This is a genomic window from Nocardia sp. alder85J (assembly GCF_020176955.2).
In the GTDB taxonomy this organism is placed as follows: Bacteria; Actinomycetota; Actinomycetes; order Mycobacteriales; family Mycobacteriaceae; genus Nocardia.
Map to the genome: position 1 here is coordinate 512,343 of NZ_JAIUCZ020000006.1, position 14,916 is coordinate 527,258.

At 66.5% G+C, this 14,916-nt stretch carries 15 protein-coding genes; 5 read left to right on the top strand and 10 right to left on the bottom strand.

Features of this window, described 5'->3' with window-relative positions; all coding sequences use genetic code 11:
• The first annotated feature begins 35 nt into the window (after positions 1–35).
• Positions 36–929, top strand: coding sequence for an enoyl-CoA hydratase (locus LBW94_RS25555; RefSeq protein ID WP_225060516.1), 894 nt, complete (start codon positions 36–38; stop codon positions 927–929).
• The gene (locus LBW94_RS25560) at positions 926–2,437 is read left to right on the top strand and encodes an acyl-CoA synthetase (RefSeq protein ID WP_225060515.1); all 1,512 of its coding nucleotides are present in this window, start codon (positions 926–928) and stop codon (positions 2,435–2,437) included. Before LBW94_RS25555 ends, LBW94_RS25560 begins: the two co-directional genes overlap by 4 nt.
• 9 nt (positions 2,438–2,446) lie before the next feature.
• Here LBW94_RS25560 and LBW94_RS25565 read toward each other — a convergent pair whose 3' ends face one another.
• The 10 genes from LBW94_RS25565 to LBW94_RS25610 form a co-directional block, all read right to left on the bottom strand.
• On the bottom strand, positions 2,447–3,289 hold the full coding sequence (locus LBW94_RS25565; protein ID WP_225060514.1) for an acyl-CoA thioesterase: 843 nt from the start codon (positions 3,287–3,289) through the stop codon (positions 2,447–2,449).
• Positions 3,290–3,371: 82 nt separating this feature from the next.
• Complete coding sequence (locus LBW94_RS25570; RefSeq protein ID WP_225060513.1) at positions 3,372–4,517, bottom strand: thiolase family protein; 1,146 nt, start codon at positions 4,515–4,517, stop codon at positions 3,372–3,374.
• The gene (locus LBW94_RS25575; RefSeq protein WP_225060512.1) at positions 4,514–4,963 is read right to left on the bottom strand and encodes a Zn-ribbon domain-containing OB-fold protein; all 450 of its coding nucleotides are present in this window, start codon (positions 4,961–4,963) and stop codon (positions 4,514–4,516) included. The genes LBW94_RS25570 and LBW94_RS25575 overlap by 4 nt, the downstream gene beginning before the upstream one ends.
• Before the next feature lie 2 nt (positions 4,964–4,965).
• Positions 4,966–6,135 carry a thiolase family protein gene (locus tag LBW94_RS25580; protein WP_225060511.1) on the bottom strand — a complete coding sequence of 390 codons (1,170 nt, stop codon included), beginning with the start codon at positions 6,133–6,135 and terminating at the stop codon, positions 4,966–4,968.
• 71 nt (positions 6,136–6,206) lie between these two features.
• Entirely contained in the window at positions 6,207–7,394 is a 1,188-nt protein-coding gene (locus tag LBW94_RS25585; protein ID WP_225060510.1) for an acyl-CoA dehydrogenase family protein, read from the bottom strand.
• 27 nt (positions 7,395–7,421) lie between these two features.
• Positions 7,422–8,216, bottom strand: coding sequence for an enoyl-CoA hydratase-related protein (locus LBW94_RS25590; protein ID WP_225060509.1), 795 nt, complete (start codon positions 8,214–8,216; stop codon positions 7,422–7,424).
• Positions 8,213–9,070, bottom strand: coding sequence for an enoyl-CoA hydratase-related protein (locus tag LBW94_RS25595; protein WP_225060508.1), 858 nt, complete (start codon positions 9,068–9,070; stop codon positions 8,213–8,215). The genes LBW94_RS25590 and LBW94_RS25595 overlap by 4 nt, the downstream gene beginning before the upstream one ends.
• 3 nt (positions 9,071–9,073) lie before the next feature.
• Positions 9,074–9,976: an SDR family oxidoreductase gene (locus LBW94_RS25600; RefSeq protein ID WP_225060507.1), complete on the bottom strand. Its 903-nt coding sequence runs from the start codon at positions 9,974–9,976 to the stop codon at positions 9,074–9,076.
• Positions 9,976–10,917 (bottom strand): amidohydrolase family protein, encoded by a 942-nt coding sequence (locus LBW94_RS25605; protein ID WP_225060506.1) that lies wholly within the window; start codon positions 10,915–10,917, stop codon positions 9,976–9,978. The genes LBW94_RS25600 and LBW94_RS25605 overlap by 1 nt, the downstream gene beginning before the upstream one ends.
• 25 nt (positions 10,918–10,942) lie before the next feature.
• Entirely contained in the window at positions 10,943–11,734 is a 792-nt protein-coding gene (locus LBW94_RS25610; protein ID WP_225060505.1) for an enoyl-CoA hydratase/isomerase family protein, read from the bottom strand.
• Between the two features lie 176 nt (positions 11,735–11,910).
• Between LBW94_RS25610 and LBW94_RS25615 the strand changes: the two genes are divergently transcribed.
• The 3 genes from LBW94_RS25615 to LBW94_RS25625 are packed head-to-tail and all read left to right on the top strand — an operon-like array spanning position 11,911 to position 14,907.
• The gene (locus tag LBW94_RS25615; RefSeq protein ID WP_225060504.1) at positions 11,911–12,432 is read left to right on the top strand and encodes a DoxX family protein; all 522 of its coding nucleotides are present in this window, start codon (positions 11,911–11,913) and stop codon (positions 12,430–12,432) included.
• Positions 12,330–13,676 (top strand): acyl-CoA dehydrogenase family protein, encoded by a 1,347-nt coding sequence (locus tag LBW94_RS25620; protein ID WP_225060503.1) that lies wholly within the window; start codon positions 12,330–12,332, stop codon positions 13,674–13,676. The genes LBW94_RS25615 and LBW94_RS25620 overlap by 103 nt, the downstream gene beginning before the upstream one ends.
• Before the next feature lies 1 nt (position 13,677).
• Positions 13,678–14,907 carry a CaiB/BaiF CoA transferase family protein gene (locus tag LBW94_RS25625; protein ID WP_225060502.1) on the top strand — a complete coding sequence of 410 codons (1,230 nt, stop codon included), beginning with the start codon at positions 13,678–13,680 and terminating at the stop codon, positions 14,905–14,907.
• Positions 14,908–14,916 lie beyond the last annotated feature (9 nt).

Consider the following 14,916-nt stretch of genomic DNA (forward strand, 5'->3'; position numbering starts at 1 on the left):
ACACCACATCTCCCCGACGACGCGGATGAGGAGCCATGGCCGACTACGTCGAATACGAGGCGTTGGACGACGGAAGAATCGCGCGATTGACGCTCAACCGTCCGGAGACCCACAATGCCCAGAACCGCGGAATGCTGGTCGAACTCGACGACGCCTTCTCCCGCGCCCAGGCCGAGGACACCGTCCGAGTGGTCATCCTCGCCGCGGCGGGCCGCAGTTTCTCGGCCGGCCACGACATGGGAACGGCCGTGTCGAGCGAGGAGATCGAACCGGGCCCGAACCAGCATCCCACCATGCGGATCCATGGCGGCACCCGGACGAGCGTGGTGGAACAACGAATGCTGCAGGAGTGGCACTACTACTTCGACAACACCCTGCGATGGCGGAATCTCCGCAAGATCACCATCGCGCAGGTGCAGGGCAACGTCATCTCGGCCGGGCTGATGCTGATGTGGGCCTGCGATCTGATCGTCGCCGCCGACGACACGATCTTCGCCGATGTGGTGGGCACCCGACTGGGTATGGGCAGCGTCGAATACGTCGCGCACCCTTGGGAACTCGGCCCCCGCAAGGCCAAGGAGTTACTGCTCACCGGTGATTCGATCGACGCCGAGGAGGGCTACCGGCTCGGCATGGTGAACAAGGTGTTTCCGCGCGCGGATTTGACCGAACGAACGTTGGCCTTCGCCCGGCGGATCGCCGCGCGGCCCACCATGTCGAATCTGGTGGTGAAGGACCTGATCAACGATGCCGTCGACCAGATGGGCTTCACGAACTCGCTGAAGCACAGCTTCGCGTTGCACCAGCTCAACCACGCGCATTGGTCCGCACTGCACGACGACAAGTTCCCGGCCGGCAAGCCCGGCGAGGACGTCGAGGACTGGCGGACGGCGGGCAAACCCAAGCCGAGCCGAATCGATCAGCCATGACAGCCGATACCCTCTTTCCCCCGGAGTGGTCGGACCGGATCGCACTGATCGTCGAACCATCCGGCGCGAGAATGACTTTCGGTGAGCTGGAGGCCCGGTCCAACACCGTCGCCCATTTGCTCCGCGCCCGCGGACTCACCCCCGGCTCGACAGTCGCCCTGCTGATGGAGAACCGCGCCGAGTTCTTCGTCATCGCCTGGGCAGCGCAGCGCACCGGCCTCTACTACGTGGGGGTCAACTCTCATCTGACGAGCCCGGAGATCGAGTACATCGTGCGCGACAGCGGCGCGACCGCACTGTTCGCTTCGGCCGCGCAACTCGGTGCCGCAGCTGTGGCCTCGAGCGATGTCGAGCATCGTTTCGTGGTCGATCCCGCCAACGATCACACGGGCTGGGAAGCACTCGGCATCGCGCTCGACGGATTTCCGGAGACGGCCGTGCCGGATCAGTCCGAAGGCGACTTTCTGCTCTACTCTTCCGGAACCACGGGACGCCCGAAGGGTATTCAGCGGCCGCTGCCCGGCGGCCCGTTGGGCAGCTATCCCGACGCGCCGGGCCGATGGTTGCGCGAGTTGCTCGGATTCCGGCCCGGTGACGTGTATCTCTGTCCTGCCCCGATCTACCATGCCGCACCGCTGGGCTGGAGCATGGGCGCTCAACGCTCGGGCGGGACCGTGGTGATGCTCGAACGTTTCGATGCCCAGTCGGCACTGGCTGCGATCGAGACACATCGCGTCACCCACGCACAGTGGGTACCGACGATGTTCGTTCGAATGCTGAAGCTGGCACCCGAGATTCGACAGCGATACGACCTGTCGTCACAGCGGGTCGCGGTGCATGCCGCGGCACCGTGCCCGATAGCCGTGAAGCGCGCGATGATCGACTGGTGGGGCCCGATCCTGTTCGAGTTCTATTCCAGTACAGAAGGCATGGGCGCCACCGCGATCCGCTCCGAGGATTGGCTGCGCAAGCCCGGCTCGGTCGGCCTGCCCCTGCTGGGCCGCCCGTTGATCCTGGACGATCACGGTCGTGAGCTGGCGGCAGGCGAAATCGGCACCGTCTGGTTCGAAGGCGGTACGAGTTTCAGTTACCGCGGCGATCCGGGCCGCACCGCGGCGGTTGTCGACGACAAGGGCCGCGCGACCGTGGGCGATCTGGGCTATCTGGACGAGGACGGCTACCTGTACCTGGCCGATCGGCGCACCGACCTGATCATCAGCGGCGGAGTGAACATCTATCCGCGGGAAATCGAGGACGTCCTGATCCTGCATCCCGGCGTGCTCGACGTGGCGGTGATCGGGGCTCCGGATCCGGATCTGGGCCGGCGAGTGGTGGCGGTGGTCCAACCGGCCGCGTCCGGCGTAGTCGGCGCGGAGGAGCTGCTGGAGCATTGCCGCGCGCGTCTGGCCCGGTTCAAGGTCCCGCGGGAGGTGCGTTTCGTCGAGCAACTCCCCCGCACGCCCACCGGCAAACTCCGCAAGCATCTGATCGCCGACGAACCGGCCTGACCCACCGACTCAGGCCCGCAACGGAACCGGGCGCAACAACCCCTCCTGCAGCACGGTTGCCACCAGGGTGCCGTCGGTCGCGAAGACGTGGCCCTGGGCGATGCCACGGCCCAGCGCCGCGGTCGGTGAGAACTGGTCGTAGAGCATCCATTCGTCCACCCGGACCGGCCGGTGGAACCACACGCAGTGGTCCAAGGAGGCCAGCTGGAATCCATCGTGCCGCGGTGGCACACCGTGGGGAGCGAGAGCCACCGACAACAGGGTGAGGTCGGTGAAACACGCCAACAGGCCGGCGTGCAGCACGCTGTCCGCGGGTACCGCTTCGGTCGTCTTGAACCAGACCCGGCGGCCGTCACGTACGCCGGAGACACCCGGGACGTAGCGGATATCCACCGAACCCCATTCGTAGTAGAACTCGGGCCAGGCGTCGGGCTCCGCCTCGATCGTCTGCGTGATCGTCGGCAACGTCTCGGGGGCGGGCACATCCGGAAACGGCATCTGGTGATCGGGTCCGATTTCGGGGACGTGGAACGAGACGGATGCATCGAAGATCACGCGACCGTCTTGTTCCGCGACTATTTTGCGAGTATCGAACGATCTGCCGGAGCGAATGCGATCGACCTGGAATTCGATCGGCCGGCCCACCTTTCCGGGCCGGAGGAAGTACGCGTGCATCGAATGGGGTACTCGGGAGTCTTCGACGGTGCGCGCCGCGGCGATGAGTGCTTGACCGGCCACCTGCCCACCGAATACCCGTACCAATGACGTCTGCGGAGACCCCCCGAGGAACCGATCCGGTGCGATTTCTTGCAGGTCGAACAGTTCGAGCAGGGTCGACAGTGTCGTCGTCAACGAGGGTCTCCCGAGGAATGCGATCGGACATTGGGCGCTGCCGGCCGGATGACGGGGCATGTGCATCCGGCCGGCCCGCCGGTCAGGTGGTCAGGATGGTGACGGCGCCGGTGCCGGGCGACCCGTACAAGTGTGCGTAGCCGACGCGATGCGGGCCGGGAATCTGCCGGTCTCCGGCCGTACCACGCAATTGCAGCACCAACTCGTGAATTTGGCGCAGGCCCGACGCACCGATCGGCTCGCCGTTTGCCATCAGGCCACCGTCGGTGTTGACCGGAAGTCTGCCCGTGATCTCGGTATAGCCCTCGGCGATCAACTTCTCCTGATCTCCGTCGGCGCAGAAGCCGTTCTCGGCCATATGGATGATCTCGGATCCCGCATCGGTGTCCTGCAGTTGCGCGACGTGCACCTCGTCGGGCCCTATTCCGGCCTTCTCGAACGCCTCACGGGACGCGTCCACCGTCGGGCTCGGTACCGAGTTCGCCGGCAGCGACGGACTCTGCATCTCGAACGCTCCGAATCTGCGGGTGCGCAACGATGTAGCGGCGAGATGGATCGGCGTGGACGTGAACCGTCTCGCCATGTCACGCCGCGCCAGCACGATCGCCGCGGCGCCCTCGTCCGGGCCGCAGTACATGTACTGCGTCAGCGGGAAGTTCACGTACGGAGCCGCGAGAATCTGATCCTCGGCCATGGGCTTGCGGCGCCACGCCTTGGGGTTTCGCGAACCGTTGGCGAAGTTCTTGGCGGCGACCCGGGCGAGCGTCTGCCGGGAAATACCGTGCAGGGCCATGTACCGATTGATTTTCATCCCGAAGAAATGGGTGGTCATGAACAGGCCGGTCTCGCCGTACCAGGACGGCAGTCCGAGCACCGACGGATCGGCCGCGAACGCGCCTTTCGGGTGCTTGTCGAAGCCGACCGCCACGGCGATGTCGACTTCGCCGTGCTCGATCGCTTCGGCCGCCATCCGCACCGAGGTGTTGGCGGTGGCGCAGCCGTTGAAGACGCCGAAGAACGGGATACCCGTCAGCCCCAGCTTGCCCACGATGGCGTCGGGATTCGACACTTCCAAGCTACCGGCGAAGCCACGTTGCACGTCCGGCCAGCCGATCCCGGCGTCGGCGAGCGCGTCCCGCACCGCTTCGGCACCCATGTCCAGTGCCTGCTTGCCCTCGAACCGCCCGAAGGGATGCAGCCCGACACCGACGATCGATACGTTGCTCATTCGGATTCCTCGCTCTGCGCAGGATTCGACGTCGGTGCGAAGGCGAAGGTGACCACGTTCGTACCGTCCGGATCGGTGCGGAACGGCGTGACGACGACGGTCATCGCCTGCCCGATGGTCAGCGACTTCGGATCGGGGGTGGCGATCCGGCCTTCGATGAGGATGCCTTCGGGAAATTCGACATAGCCGACGGCGTAGGGCTCGAACTCCGCCGGACCGCGGTAGGGCGGGGACGGCGGAGGGAATTCCTGGGTCGTCCACGTGTACAAGGTTCCGGTGCGCGCGAGCAGCACTTCCTGGTCACCGGGTATCGCCGGAAACTCCAGCGGCGCATCGGCATCGCGGCGCGAGGCGATCAACCGGGGCTCGGCGGCCGGCCAGGTGAACAGTCCCGGCGCGATCGGCGCGGGCACGGCGGATTCGTCCGCTACGGTTCCGGTCGCCACGGTCAGATCCGCTCGTAGATGGTGGCGTTGGCGGTGCCGCCGCCTTCGCACATGGTCTGGAGGCCATATCGCTTACCGGTACGCACCAGATAGTGGATCAGCGTGGTCGCCAGTCGGGCACCGGAACAGCCGAGCGGGTGCCCCAGGGCGATGGCGCCGCCCACCGGATTCACCTTCGCCTCGTCCGCGCCGGTCTCGATCTGCCAGGCCAGCGGCACGGAGGCGAAGGCTTCGTTGACCTCGAACGCGTCGATGTCGTCGATGGTCAGACCCGACTTGCGCAGCGCCAGCGCCGTGGCCGGGATCGGCCCGGTGAGCATCTTGACCGGATCGTCGCCCGCGACGACAGCGGTGTGCACCCGCGCCAGCGGGGTGAGGCCCAGGCGGGCAGCGTTTTCCGAGGTGGTGATGAGGACGGCGGCCGCGCCGTCGGAAATCTGCGACGCATTACCGGCGCTGATCCGCCCGTCCTGTTTGAACGGCGTCTTCAGAGTGCCCAGCTTCTCCACCGTGGATCCACGACGGATTCCTTCGTCCGTCTTGACGGTGGCATCGGTTGTCGTGACCGGGATTATCTCTCGGTCGAAATCGCCGTTGTCCTGCGCGGCGGCTGCCAGTTCGTGTGACCGGATGGCGTACTCGTCCAACCGGGTCCGCGACAGGCCCCACTTCTCGGCGATCAGTTCGGCGCCGGCACCTTGGTTGAAGGTTCCGCCGAAGACGGGATCGGTCAGCTGGTCGGCATACCGATCCACTGCCGGGCCGCCCATCTCACCGGTATCCTCGACCCGCGCAGCACCCATCGGCACTGCCGACATCATCTCGACACCACCGGCCACCACGACGTCGGCCTGGCCGGAGATCACGGCAGCGGCGGCGGTGGAGATGGCCTGCTGCGAGGAGCCGCACTGCCGGTCGATCGTGAAACCCGGGACGGATTCCGGCCAGCCCGCGCCGAGTACCGCCATCCGGCCGATATTCCCGGACTGCTGACCGATGCTCAGCACGTTGCCCCAGTGCACGTCGTCCACCAGGGCCGGGTCGAGGCCGGTCCGCTCGGCCAGCGCCCGCAGCACCTGCGCCGATATCTCGACGGCATGGACGGCGGCGAGGCCGCCGCCACGCTTGCCGACCGGTGTGCGCAGAGCCTCGACGATCACAGCGTCACGCATCGGGAAGTCCTCTCACTAGAGCATAATAGTTAAATAATTGCACCATACTCGTCCGGTGCGCAAGGCCGGGATCAGCGCGGAAGGCCGAGCACTCGCTCGGCGATGATGTTGCGCTGGATCTCGGCGGTACCGCCGTAGATCGTCTCGGCGCGGGAGAGCAGGAAAGACTTCTGCTGTGCGTCCAGGCCTTCGTGCCCGACACCCGCGGTCACCATGGCTTCGTCCCCGCGCAGATCCATGGCGAGTTCACCCAGCTTCTGATGCTCGGTCGCGGCGAACAGCTTGCTGACCGTCGCCGCGGCGGTGGTCGTCTCCTGTTTGTCCTCGATGATCGAGGCGATCACCCGCAGGGTGGTCGCCCGCATCACCCGGGTCGCGATGTACGCGTCCGCGAGGCGCTGGCGCATCCGGGCATCGCCTGCGACGCCGACGCGGGACGCGGTGCGCACCACCTCGTCGACCTCCCGTTGCATCGCCAACTGCATCGGCAGCAACGCCGAGCCACGTTCCATCGCGAGGGTCCCCATGACGACCTTCCAGCCACCGTTCACCTCGCCGACGACCAGGTCAGCACTCGTCCGCGCGCCGTCGAAGAAGCACTCGCTGAACTCGGCCGACCCCGCGATATTGCGGATCGGGCTGATCCGCACGCCCGCCTGGTCGACCGGTACCAGCAGCAGAGTCAATCCGCGGTGGCGCAGGCTGCGATCGGGATCGGTACGGCACAGCACATACAGCCAGTCCGCGTGGTGGCCGAATGTGGTCCATACCTTCTGGCCGTGGATCACCCATTCGTCACCCTCGCGCACCGCGCGGGTCTGTACCGACGCCAGGTCCGACCCGGCGCCGGGTTCGCTGAAACCCTGACCCCACATCTCCTCCACTGCCAGGATCGGTGGCAGGAACCGGGCCTTCTGCGCCTCCGTACCGTGCGCCAGCAGGCTCGGTCCGAGCAGTTCCAGCGCCTGGGTGCCCACTCGGGCCGGCGCGGCGGCCTTCGCGTACTCGTACTCGAAGACGATTTCCTGAGCGGGGGTCGCGCCGCGGCCGCCGTACTCCACCGGCCAGCCGAGACCCAGCCATCCGCCGGCGGACAACTCCTTCTCCCACGCCACCCGTACATCCCAGGCCGAGTCGTCGGTGGGACTACCCACTCCACGATGGCGCGCGAACTCGCCGACGAGATGTTCGTCGAGCCAGGTACGGATCTCGTCCTGGAATTCGGCGTCCTCCGGCGCGATCTCCAGCTCTGCGACCATGGGGTTTCTCCTTGTGCGGGCCCGAGCTCAGAACTCGAGCCGGGAATACGGGGCGAATCGGGGCGGTCGGCGTTCCACCAGGCTGCTTACGCCCTCTTGGAAGTCCGGCTGCTGTTTGGCGAGGGTCAGCAGGTATTGGGCGCGGATACGTGCCTGTTCCCGAGTGCCTTCGCTGTCGGTCCAGACCTGGCTCTTCATCATCGCCATCGCGACCGGGGAGACATCTGTCGCCAGCGTCCGTGCGTAGGCGACGGCATCGGCGAGCACCTCACCCGGTTCGGACAATCGCTGCACCAGCCCGATCTCGAATGCCTCCTCCGCAAGGAAGACGCGGGCCGACACGAGCAGGTCGAACGCCCGGGCCGGGCCGACCAGCCGGGTCAGCGCCCATGCGGTGGCGTCCTCGGCCGGCAGGCCCCGTTTGGCGAAGGCCGTACTGAACTTGGCGCCCTTGGCGGCGAAACGCAGATCGAAGTTGAGCGCCTGCGCCAATCCGATACCGGCGCACGCGCCGTTGATCGCGCCGATGACGGGCTTCGGGACCGTGGTGGCGTAGGTCTGGGGTCGCCGGTTCGTGGTGTACCGCTTTCCGCCGCCGACGTCCTGCAACACCGCCGGATCCAGCCCCGGCACGAAGGAGGTCCCGGCGCCGGTCACCACGATGACGCGTACCGCGGGGTCGTCGGTGGCCCGATCCAGCGCCGCGAAGAACTCGGACTCCATCTGCGCCGTCCACATGTTACGACGGTCCGGACGATTCAAGGTGATCACCAGCACCTCGTCGTCGACCTCGTATCGGACGACATCCTGCTCGTCGCTCAACGCTCCCCCATCCATGCCGCACGGTCGTTCACCACGTCGGCCAGTGGTGCCGAAACGTCTTTGCCGCTGGGAAATTCGGGCTTCCGCTTCTCCAGGAAGGCCGCCACTCCCTCTGCGGAGTCGGGTTGGCGACCGGTCCAGCGGAAGATCTCCCATTCCCGCCGGAAAGCAGCTTCACGATCGGTTTCCGCGAGCATCTGATAGATCAGCCGCTTGGTGAGACCCACTGCCGCAGGGGAGCATTCGGTGGCGATCTCGGTGGCGATCCCGAGCGCTGCGGGCAGGACCTGCTCGCCGGGCAACGCCTGGGTCGCCAGACCCATACGTTGCGCTTCGTCGCCGCGGAAGAGTCGCCCGGTGAGCAACAATTCGGTAGCTTTGGCCGCGCCGACCAAGCGGGGCAGCAACCACAGCGAATTCTGCTCCGGAATCAGTCCTCGTCTCGTGAACACGAAGCCGTATTTGGCGCTCTCGTTCACCACGCGGATATCCCATTGCAGGGCGAAGGTGAGGCCGAGGCCGACCGCCGGGCCGTTGAGGGCGCCGATGATCGGCGTCCGCAGCTCCCAGGGCCGTGTCCGTGCTGCCATCATGGCGCGGGCGGCTCGGGTCTGCTCCTCGTCGAAGGCGAAGTTGGAGCCGCCCGGTTCCATATCCGCGCCGGTCGAGAAGAACCGGCCCCGGCCGGTGACCACGATGGCGCGGACGTCCTCGTCATCGTCCAGTTCGGCGAGTCGCCGGTGCAACTCGACCTGCATCGCGGAGACGAAGCCGTTACCCCGGTCCGGCCGGTCGAGCCAGACGGTCGCCACATGGGCAGCGCGCTCGACCGAGATTCCGTCGACTACGCCCACCGCTCAACGGCTTTCGGCACGAGGCTTACCGGAGCCATCGGAATTCGGCCGAGCATCGGCGACCAGCTTGGGCACGACCGCACCGAGCTGGGCGGGGTCCCAGCGCTCCCATTGCTCGACACCGGGACCCGCTGTCCAGGTCTCGGCGACGCTGATCGCGCCGCCCTTGACGTTGAAGACCCGGCCGGTGATGTCCGCGGCCTCCTCCGAGGCCAGCCACACCACCAGCGGCGCGATGTTCGCCGGCGAGCCGGCGTCGAACCCGGTGGTGGCCTTGATCTCCTTCATCTTCTCGACGTAGTCGTGGAGACCCGCGGTCATACCGGTGAGAGCGCTGGGTGCGATGGCGTTGACCGTGATATCCAGGCGCGCCAATTCGTCGGCGAGGATGACGGTGAAGGCCGCGATCGCGGCCTTGGCAGCGCCGTAATTGGACTGGCCCACATTGCCGTACAACCCGGACGGCGACGACGTGTTGATCACGCGCGGATGGTGCACCCGCTCACCGGCCTTGGCCTTCGCCCGCCAGTGCGCGACCGCATGCTTCGTGGGGCAGAAGGTACCCCGCAGGTGCACCTTCATCACGGCATCCCACATGTCGACGTCCATGTTCACGAACATCTTGTCGCGCAGGATGCCGGCGTTGTTGACCAGCACGTGCAGGTCACCGAACTCGTCCAGCGCGGTCTGCACGAGCGAACCCGCCGCATCCCAGTCGGAGACGTCGTCGTGGTTGGCCACCGCACGGCCACCCATCGCGGTGATCTCCTCGACCACCGCCTCCGCCGGGCCCAGATCGTTGACCACGACCTGCGCGCCCTGCCGGGCGAATTCCAGCGCGTGCTCCCGGCCGATGCCGCCCGCCGCGCCGGTGACGATGACGACCCGGCCGTCGTGTAGTGCCATTATCGTTCTCCTGTTCCGGCAGCGGCTGCGATGGCCGCGGGCGGCTCACCGAAGACGGCCGATGCGTTGGCGCCGAGGAAATTGCGACGCGAATCTTCGGGTAGTTCGAGCGCTCTGCCTTCGGTGATCGTTCGATCGAAGGGGAGAATGGGGTAGTCCGAGGCCCACATGAGCTTGGCCTTGTTTCGTTTGCGGGCGACCGCGAGGATGTCCTCCGGCACGTATCGCGGCGCCCACCCGGCGGTCATGGCGAACACATTGGGATGCTTGACGAGCATCGCCACCGTCTCGCTGATCCATGGGTCACCCAGGTGCGACATCACGATCTTCAGTTCGGGGAAGGTCAGCGCCACCTCATCGATCAGGATGGTGCGCTGCAGTTTGGCGGGCTTCATCGGACCGGGCACGCCGACATTGATCGAGACCACCGCGCCTTCGTCGCACGCGGCCGTGTACATCGGAAAGGCCAGCTTGTCGTCGATGGCGATACCGGTGAACATCGGGACGATCCGGATGCACTTGATGCCGTACTCGCGCACCGCGATCCGGACATGTTTGGCCGCCTCGTACCCCAGCCGCGGATCAATTCCCACGGAGGTCACGAATCGGCCCGGATATTCCGCCTGGAATCCGGCGAGACGTTCACAGGTCTCGCGCAGCACGGCCTCTCCGGTCCTGGTGCCGTGCACGAAGGGCGGCGTGATGTCCCGCGGCACCTTGGTCAGCACACCGGCGGAGATCCCGAGCCGATCCATCTCCGCGACCACGTCGTCCATGGTCTGGCCGCCTTCGTACGCGCTGTTGCCGCGTTTGAAGCGCGCCACCACCGAGGGATCGGGCGTCACCTCGCCCGGCGCGTACGGCAGGTTGATCCAGGCGTCGAAGACGCGCGGTTCCTGCGGGTCGGAACCGGCAGCGGCGATGCTGTCTCGAGTACTCACGTGATTGTGCCTCCGATGTCGTGTCTCAGCGGCCGAGGTAATTCGGGGCCCGCTTCTCCTTCATTGCCGCCAGTGCCTCCGCGGCGTCCTCGGTGGCGGCCACCACCGCGAAGTGCGAGGAGATCAGGTCCAGCGCTGTGCGCAGGTCGGTACCCGCGGACTGGTAGGTGGCGCGTTTGATCATGCGCACGGTGACCGGCGGAGCGGACGCGAGTTGCGCGGCCAACGCTCCCGTCACCGCGGCCAGCCGATCCGGATCGGCCAGCCGATTGACCAGGCCGATCCGCAGCGCCTCTTCCGCGTCGATGAAATCCCCGGTCAACAGGAGCTCCAGCGCCTTGGAGGTGCCGACGAGCCGTGGCAGGTAGTAGGCACCACCGTCACCCGGCGTCAATCCGACCCGCACATAACCCTCCGACACGGTCGCCGAGCGGGACATCACTCGCATGTCGCACATCAGTGCCATGTCCAGCCCGGCGCCGACCGCGGCACCGTTGATCGACGCGATCAACGGCTTGTCGAGCGCCTCCACCGCCAGCGCCACCCGGTGGATCTCGTCGTGCAGCTGCGATTTGCGCTGCAATGGCGTGAGCTCGCGGTTCGCGTTGGAGATGCTGCCCAGATCCACGCCCGAGCAGAACGCCTTGTCACCCGCACCGGTCAGCACGACCACCTTGACGTCGTCGTCGGTCTTGGCGACATCGAGCAGGCGTGCCCATTCGCGGATCATCTCGAAGGTGAAGGCATTGCGCGCGTGCGGCCGGTTGAGCGTGATCGTCCCGATACCCCGCTCGAGGTGCCATTCCAGATCGGGCAACGCCGTCCTCCCTAGCTTAATCAGTATATTATTTGTACTATAAATGTTGCGAAAGACCAAGCTCCGAGAGAGCCGACCAGCGAAGGAGGGGGCGTGTCCGAGTCATACCGGGCCGGTCCGATCAACCAACCCGGCCACGGCGTCAGGCCGGCCCACATCGGCATGAGGACAGCGCGTTGAACGGCACCGAGACCGACCTCGCCCTGCTGGTCCTCCGGGTGATCACTGGGCTGACGATGTCCGCGCACGGCCTCAACAAGTTTCTGGGCGGCGGCCGGATTCCGGGAACCGCGCGCTGGTTCGACAGCATAGGCATGCGGCCGGGCCGGCTACATGCCGTGGTCGCGGCGACGACCGAGACCGCGGCGGGCGTCCTCTTCGCGATCGGTCTGCTCACCTCGTTCGCGGCGATGGCGTTCGTCGCGTTGATGGCGGTGGCGGCATGGACGGTGCATCGGAACTCGGGCTTCTTCGTCAACGCGAACGGTTGGGAATACAACCTGATCCTCGCCACGATCGGCGTGGTGACCGCGACCGCGGGACCCGGCAGGTGGTCCCTGGACCATCTCGTCGGGCTCGCGAGCGACCTCGACGGATGGGCCGGCGCGAGTATCGCCCTCCTGGGCGGAGCGCTCGCCGCGGCACTGCTGCTCGGTCTCAGCTATCGACCGGCCCGCGCGGCGACCGCGACTTCGTGACCCACCGCTCCATGACCAGAAAGAACAGAGACAGCATGCGCGACACGACCAACGAGCTGCCCCTGACCGCGGCGGATCTGCGGTTCCGCGACGAGCTGCGGGAATGGCTTCACGAGCACCTGAGCTCCGACTTCTCCGGCCAGTACGATCGCGGCGGGCCCGACGACGACGACAACTGGGAGTTGCGTCGCCGTTGGGAGCACGAACTCGCGTCCGGCGGCTGGCTCGGCATCTCCTGGCCCACCGAGTACGGCGGACGCAATGCCACGCTGCCCCAGGAAATCGTGCTGGCCACCGAGCTCGCCCGCGCCGGCGCTCCCCCGCGCGCTGCGTTCCACGGCGAGACCTTGATGGCGCCGACCGCGCTCCACTACGGCACGCCCGATCAGAAGGCGCGCCTGCTGCCTCCGATGGCCCGCGCCGAAGTCGTTTGGTGCCAAGGATATTCGGAACCCGGTGCCGGCTCGGACCTGGCCGGGATCGCCACCCGGGCGCGACTCGACGGTGATGAATGGGTAGTGACCGGCCAGAAGATCTGGACCACCTTCGCCCATCACGCCGACTGGATCTTCGCGATCGTCCGCACCGACCCGCAGTCGCGGCGCCATGCCGGTCTGTCGTACATGCTCATCCCGCTGGACCAGCCCGGCGTCGAGGTCGTCCCCATCCGAACCATGTTGGGCGACAGCGGTTTCAACGAGGTCTTCTTCGACGGGGCGCGGACGAGCACCGACAACGTCCTCGGCCGCCCGGGCGATGGCTGGAAGGCCGCCATGACCACCCTGGGCCACGAACGCGCGACCTCTGTGCTCGGGTACCAGTTCTCCTTCCGCCGCGAGATGGCCGAGCTGAGAGAGCTGGCACGCAAACGCGGCGCCACCGAAGACCCGGTGCTGCGCGATCGGCTCATCGACAGCATGATCCAGCTGAACATCATGGGCTACAACAACTTACGCACGTTGTCGACGGCACTGCGCGACGGTCAGTTCGGGCCGGAGGCCTCCATCGGCAAATACTACTGGTCACGCTGGCATCAGGAATTCACCGAGGTCGCGATGGACATCCTCGGCCCGGACAGCTGGCTGTCCACCGAATGGGGCTCCGGTCCGGACCGCCCGTCGGAAGCGTTGCGCCGCTCGTTCATTCGCGCCCGCGCGGAAACGATCTACGCCGGTTCCAGCGAGGTGCAGAAGAACATCATCGCCGAGCGTGTTCTCGGCCTGCCCCGCGAACCGAGGGCGTGACATGAGCTCAGCCAGCCTGTTCGGGATACGGGTGCTCGATCTCAGCCGCATCCTCGCCGGCCCGTTCACCACTCAACTGCTCGGCGACCTCGGCGCGGATGTCGTGAAGGTGGAGCGGCCCCACATCGGTGACGACGCGCGCACCTACGGCCCGCCGTATCTGCACGACACCGCCGGAGCGGTCACCGACGAAGCCGGCTTCTATCTGAGCTGCAACCGGAACAAGCGATCGGTCACGGTCGATCACTCCAAACCCGAAGGCGCACAACTCATCCGAGAGCTCGCCGCGCAGTCCGACGTGCTGGTGGAAAATTTCCGGGTCGGGGTTCTGGCCAAATACGATTTGGACTACGAATCGCTGCGAGCGATCAATCCCCGGCTGATCTACTGCTCGATCACGGGTTTCGGCCAAGACGGGCCCTATTCCGATCGACCCGGTTACGACGGCATCTTCCAGGCCATGTCGGGCATGATGAGTGTCTCGGGCCATCCCGACGGTCATCCCGGCGCCGGGCCGATGAAGGTCGGCGTCTCGATGGTGGACATCCTCACGGGCCTGTACGCGTCCAACGCCATCCTGGCCGCGCTACGCCACCGGGAAATCACCGGGTCGGGACAATACATCGACATGTCGCTACTCGACTGCGGGATTGCGGCGCTGTCGCATTACACCCAGAACTATTTGATCTCCGGCACACCGGCGCCTCGCCGCGGCAACGGTGGCTTCGGCGGCATCCCCTCGCAGACGTTCCGCTGTTCGGAGGGAGACGAGATCTTCGTGGTCGCCTCCACCCCCAAACAGTGGTCGGGATTGGTGAAGGTCCTCGGCCGGCCGGAGCTCGCCGACGACCCCCGATTCGCGACGGTGTCCCAACGGATCGCCAACCGGGACCTTGTCCTGGAGACACTCGACCAGATCTTTCTGACCCGTCCGGCGCGTATCTGGGTTTCCGAACTCGAGCGGGCCGATGTCCCGGTGAGCCCGGTCAACGACATGAACGGCGTCTTCGCCGACCCTCATGTGCAGCACCGGGAGATGCGGCTGAGCATCGACCATCCCGTCGCGGGCAGCCTCGATCTGCTGCGCAACCCGATCCGGCTGTCCGATACGCCACTGGACCGCTACGACGCCCCGCCGACGCTCGGTCAGCACACACGAGAGGTACTCGCGGAAGTTCTCGGCAAATCGGATCGCGAGATCGACGCACTCACAGCGGACGGAGTCGTGTGAGCATCCGGA

Bases quoted from the DNA above. Each gene is read 5' to 3' on its own strand.
- LBW94_RS25560 (WP_225060515.1), top strand. From the start codon at position 926: ATGACAGCCGATACCCTCTTTCCCCCGGAGTGGTCGGACCGGATCGCA.
- LBW94_RS25600 (WP_225060507.1), bottom strand. From the start codon at position 9,976: ATGGCACTACACGACGGCCGGGTCGTCATCGTCACCGGCGCGGCGGGC.
- LBW94_RS25555 (WP_225060516.1), top strand. From the start codon at position 36: ATGGCCGACTACGTCGAATACGAGGCGTTGGACGACGGAAGAATCGCG.
- LBW94_RS25625 (WP_225060502.1), top strand. From the start codon at position 13,678: ATGAGCTCAGCCAGCCTGTTCGGGATACGGGTGCTCGATCTCAGCCGC.
- LBW94_RS25570 (WP_225060513.1), bottom strand. From the start codon at position 4,517: ATGAGCAACGTATCGATCGTCGGTGTCGGGCTGCATCCCTTCGGGCGG.
- LBW94_RS25580 (WP_225060511.1), bottom strand. From the start codon at position 6,135: ATGCGTGACGCTGTGATCGTCGAGGCTCTGCGCACACCGGTCGGCAAG.
- LBW94_RS25620 (WP_225060503.1), top strand. From the start codon at position 12,330: ATGGGCCGGCGCGAGTATCGCCCTCCTGGGCGGAGCGCTCGCCGCGGC.
- LBW94_RS25585 (WP_225060510.1), bottom strand. From the start codon at position 7,394: ATGGTCGCAGAGCTGGAGATCGCGCCGGAGGACGCCGAATTCCAGGAC.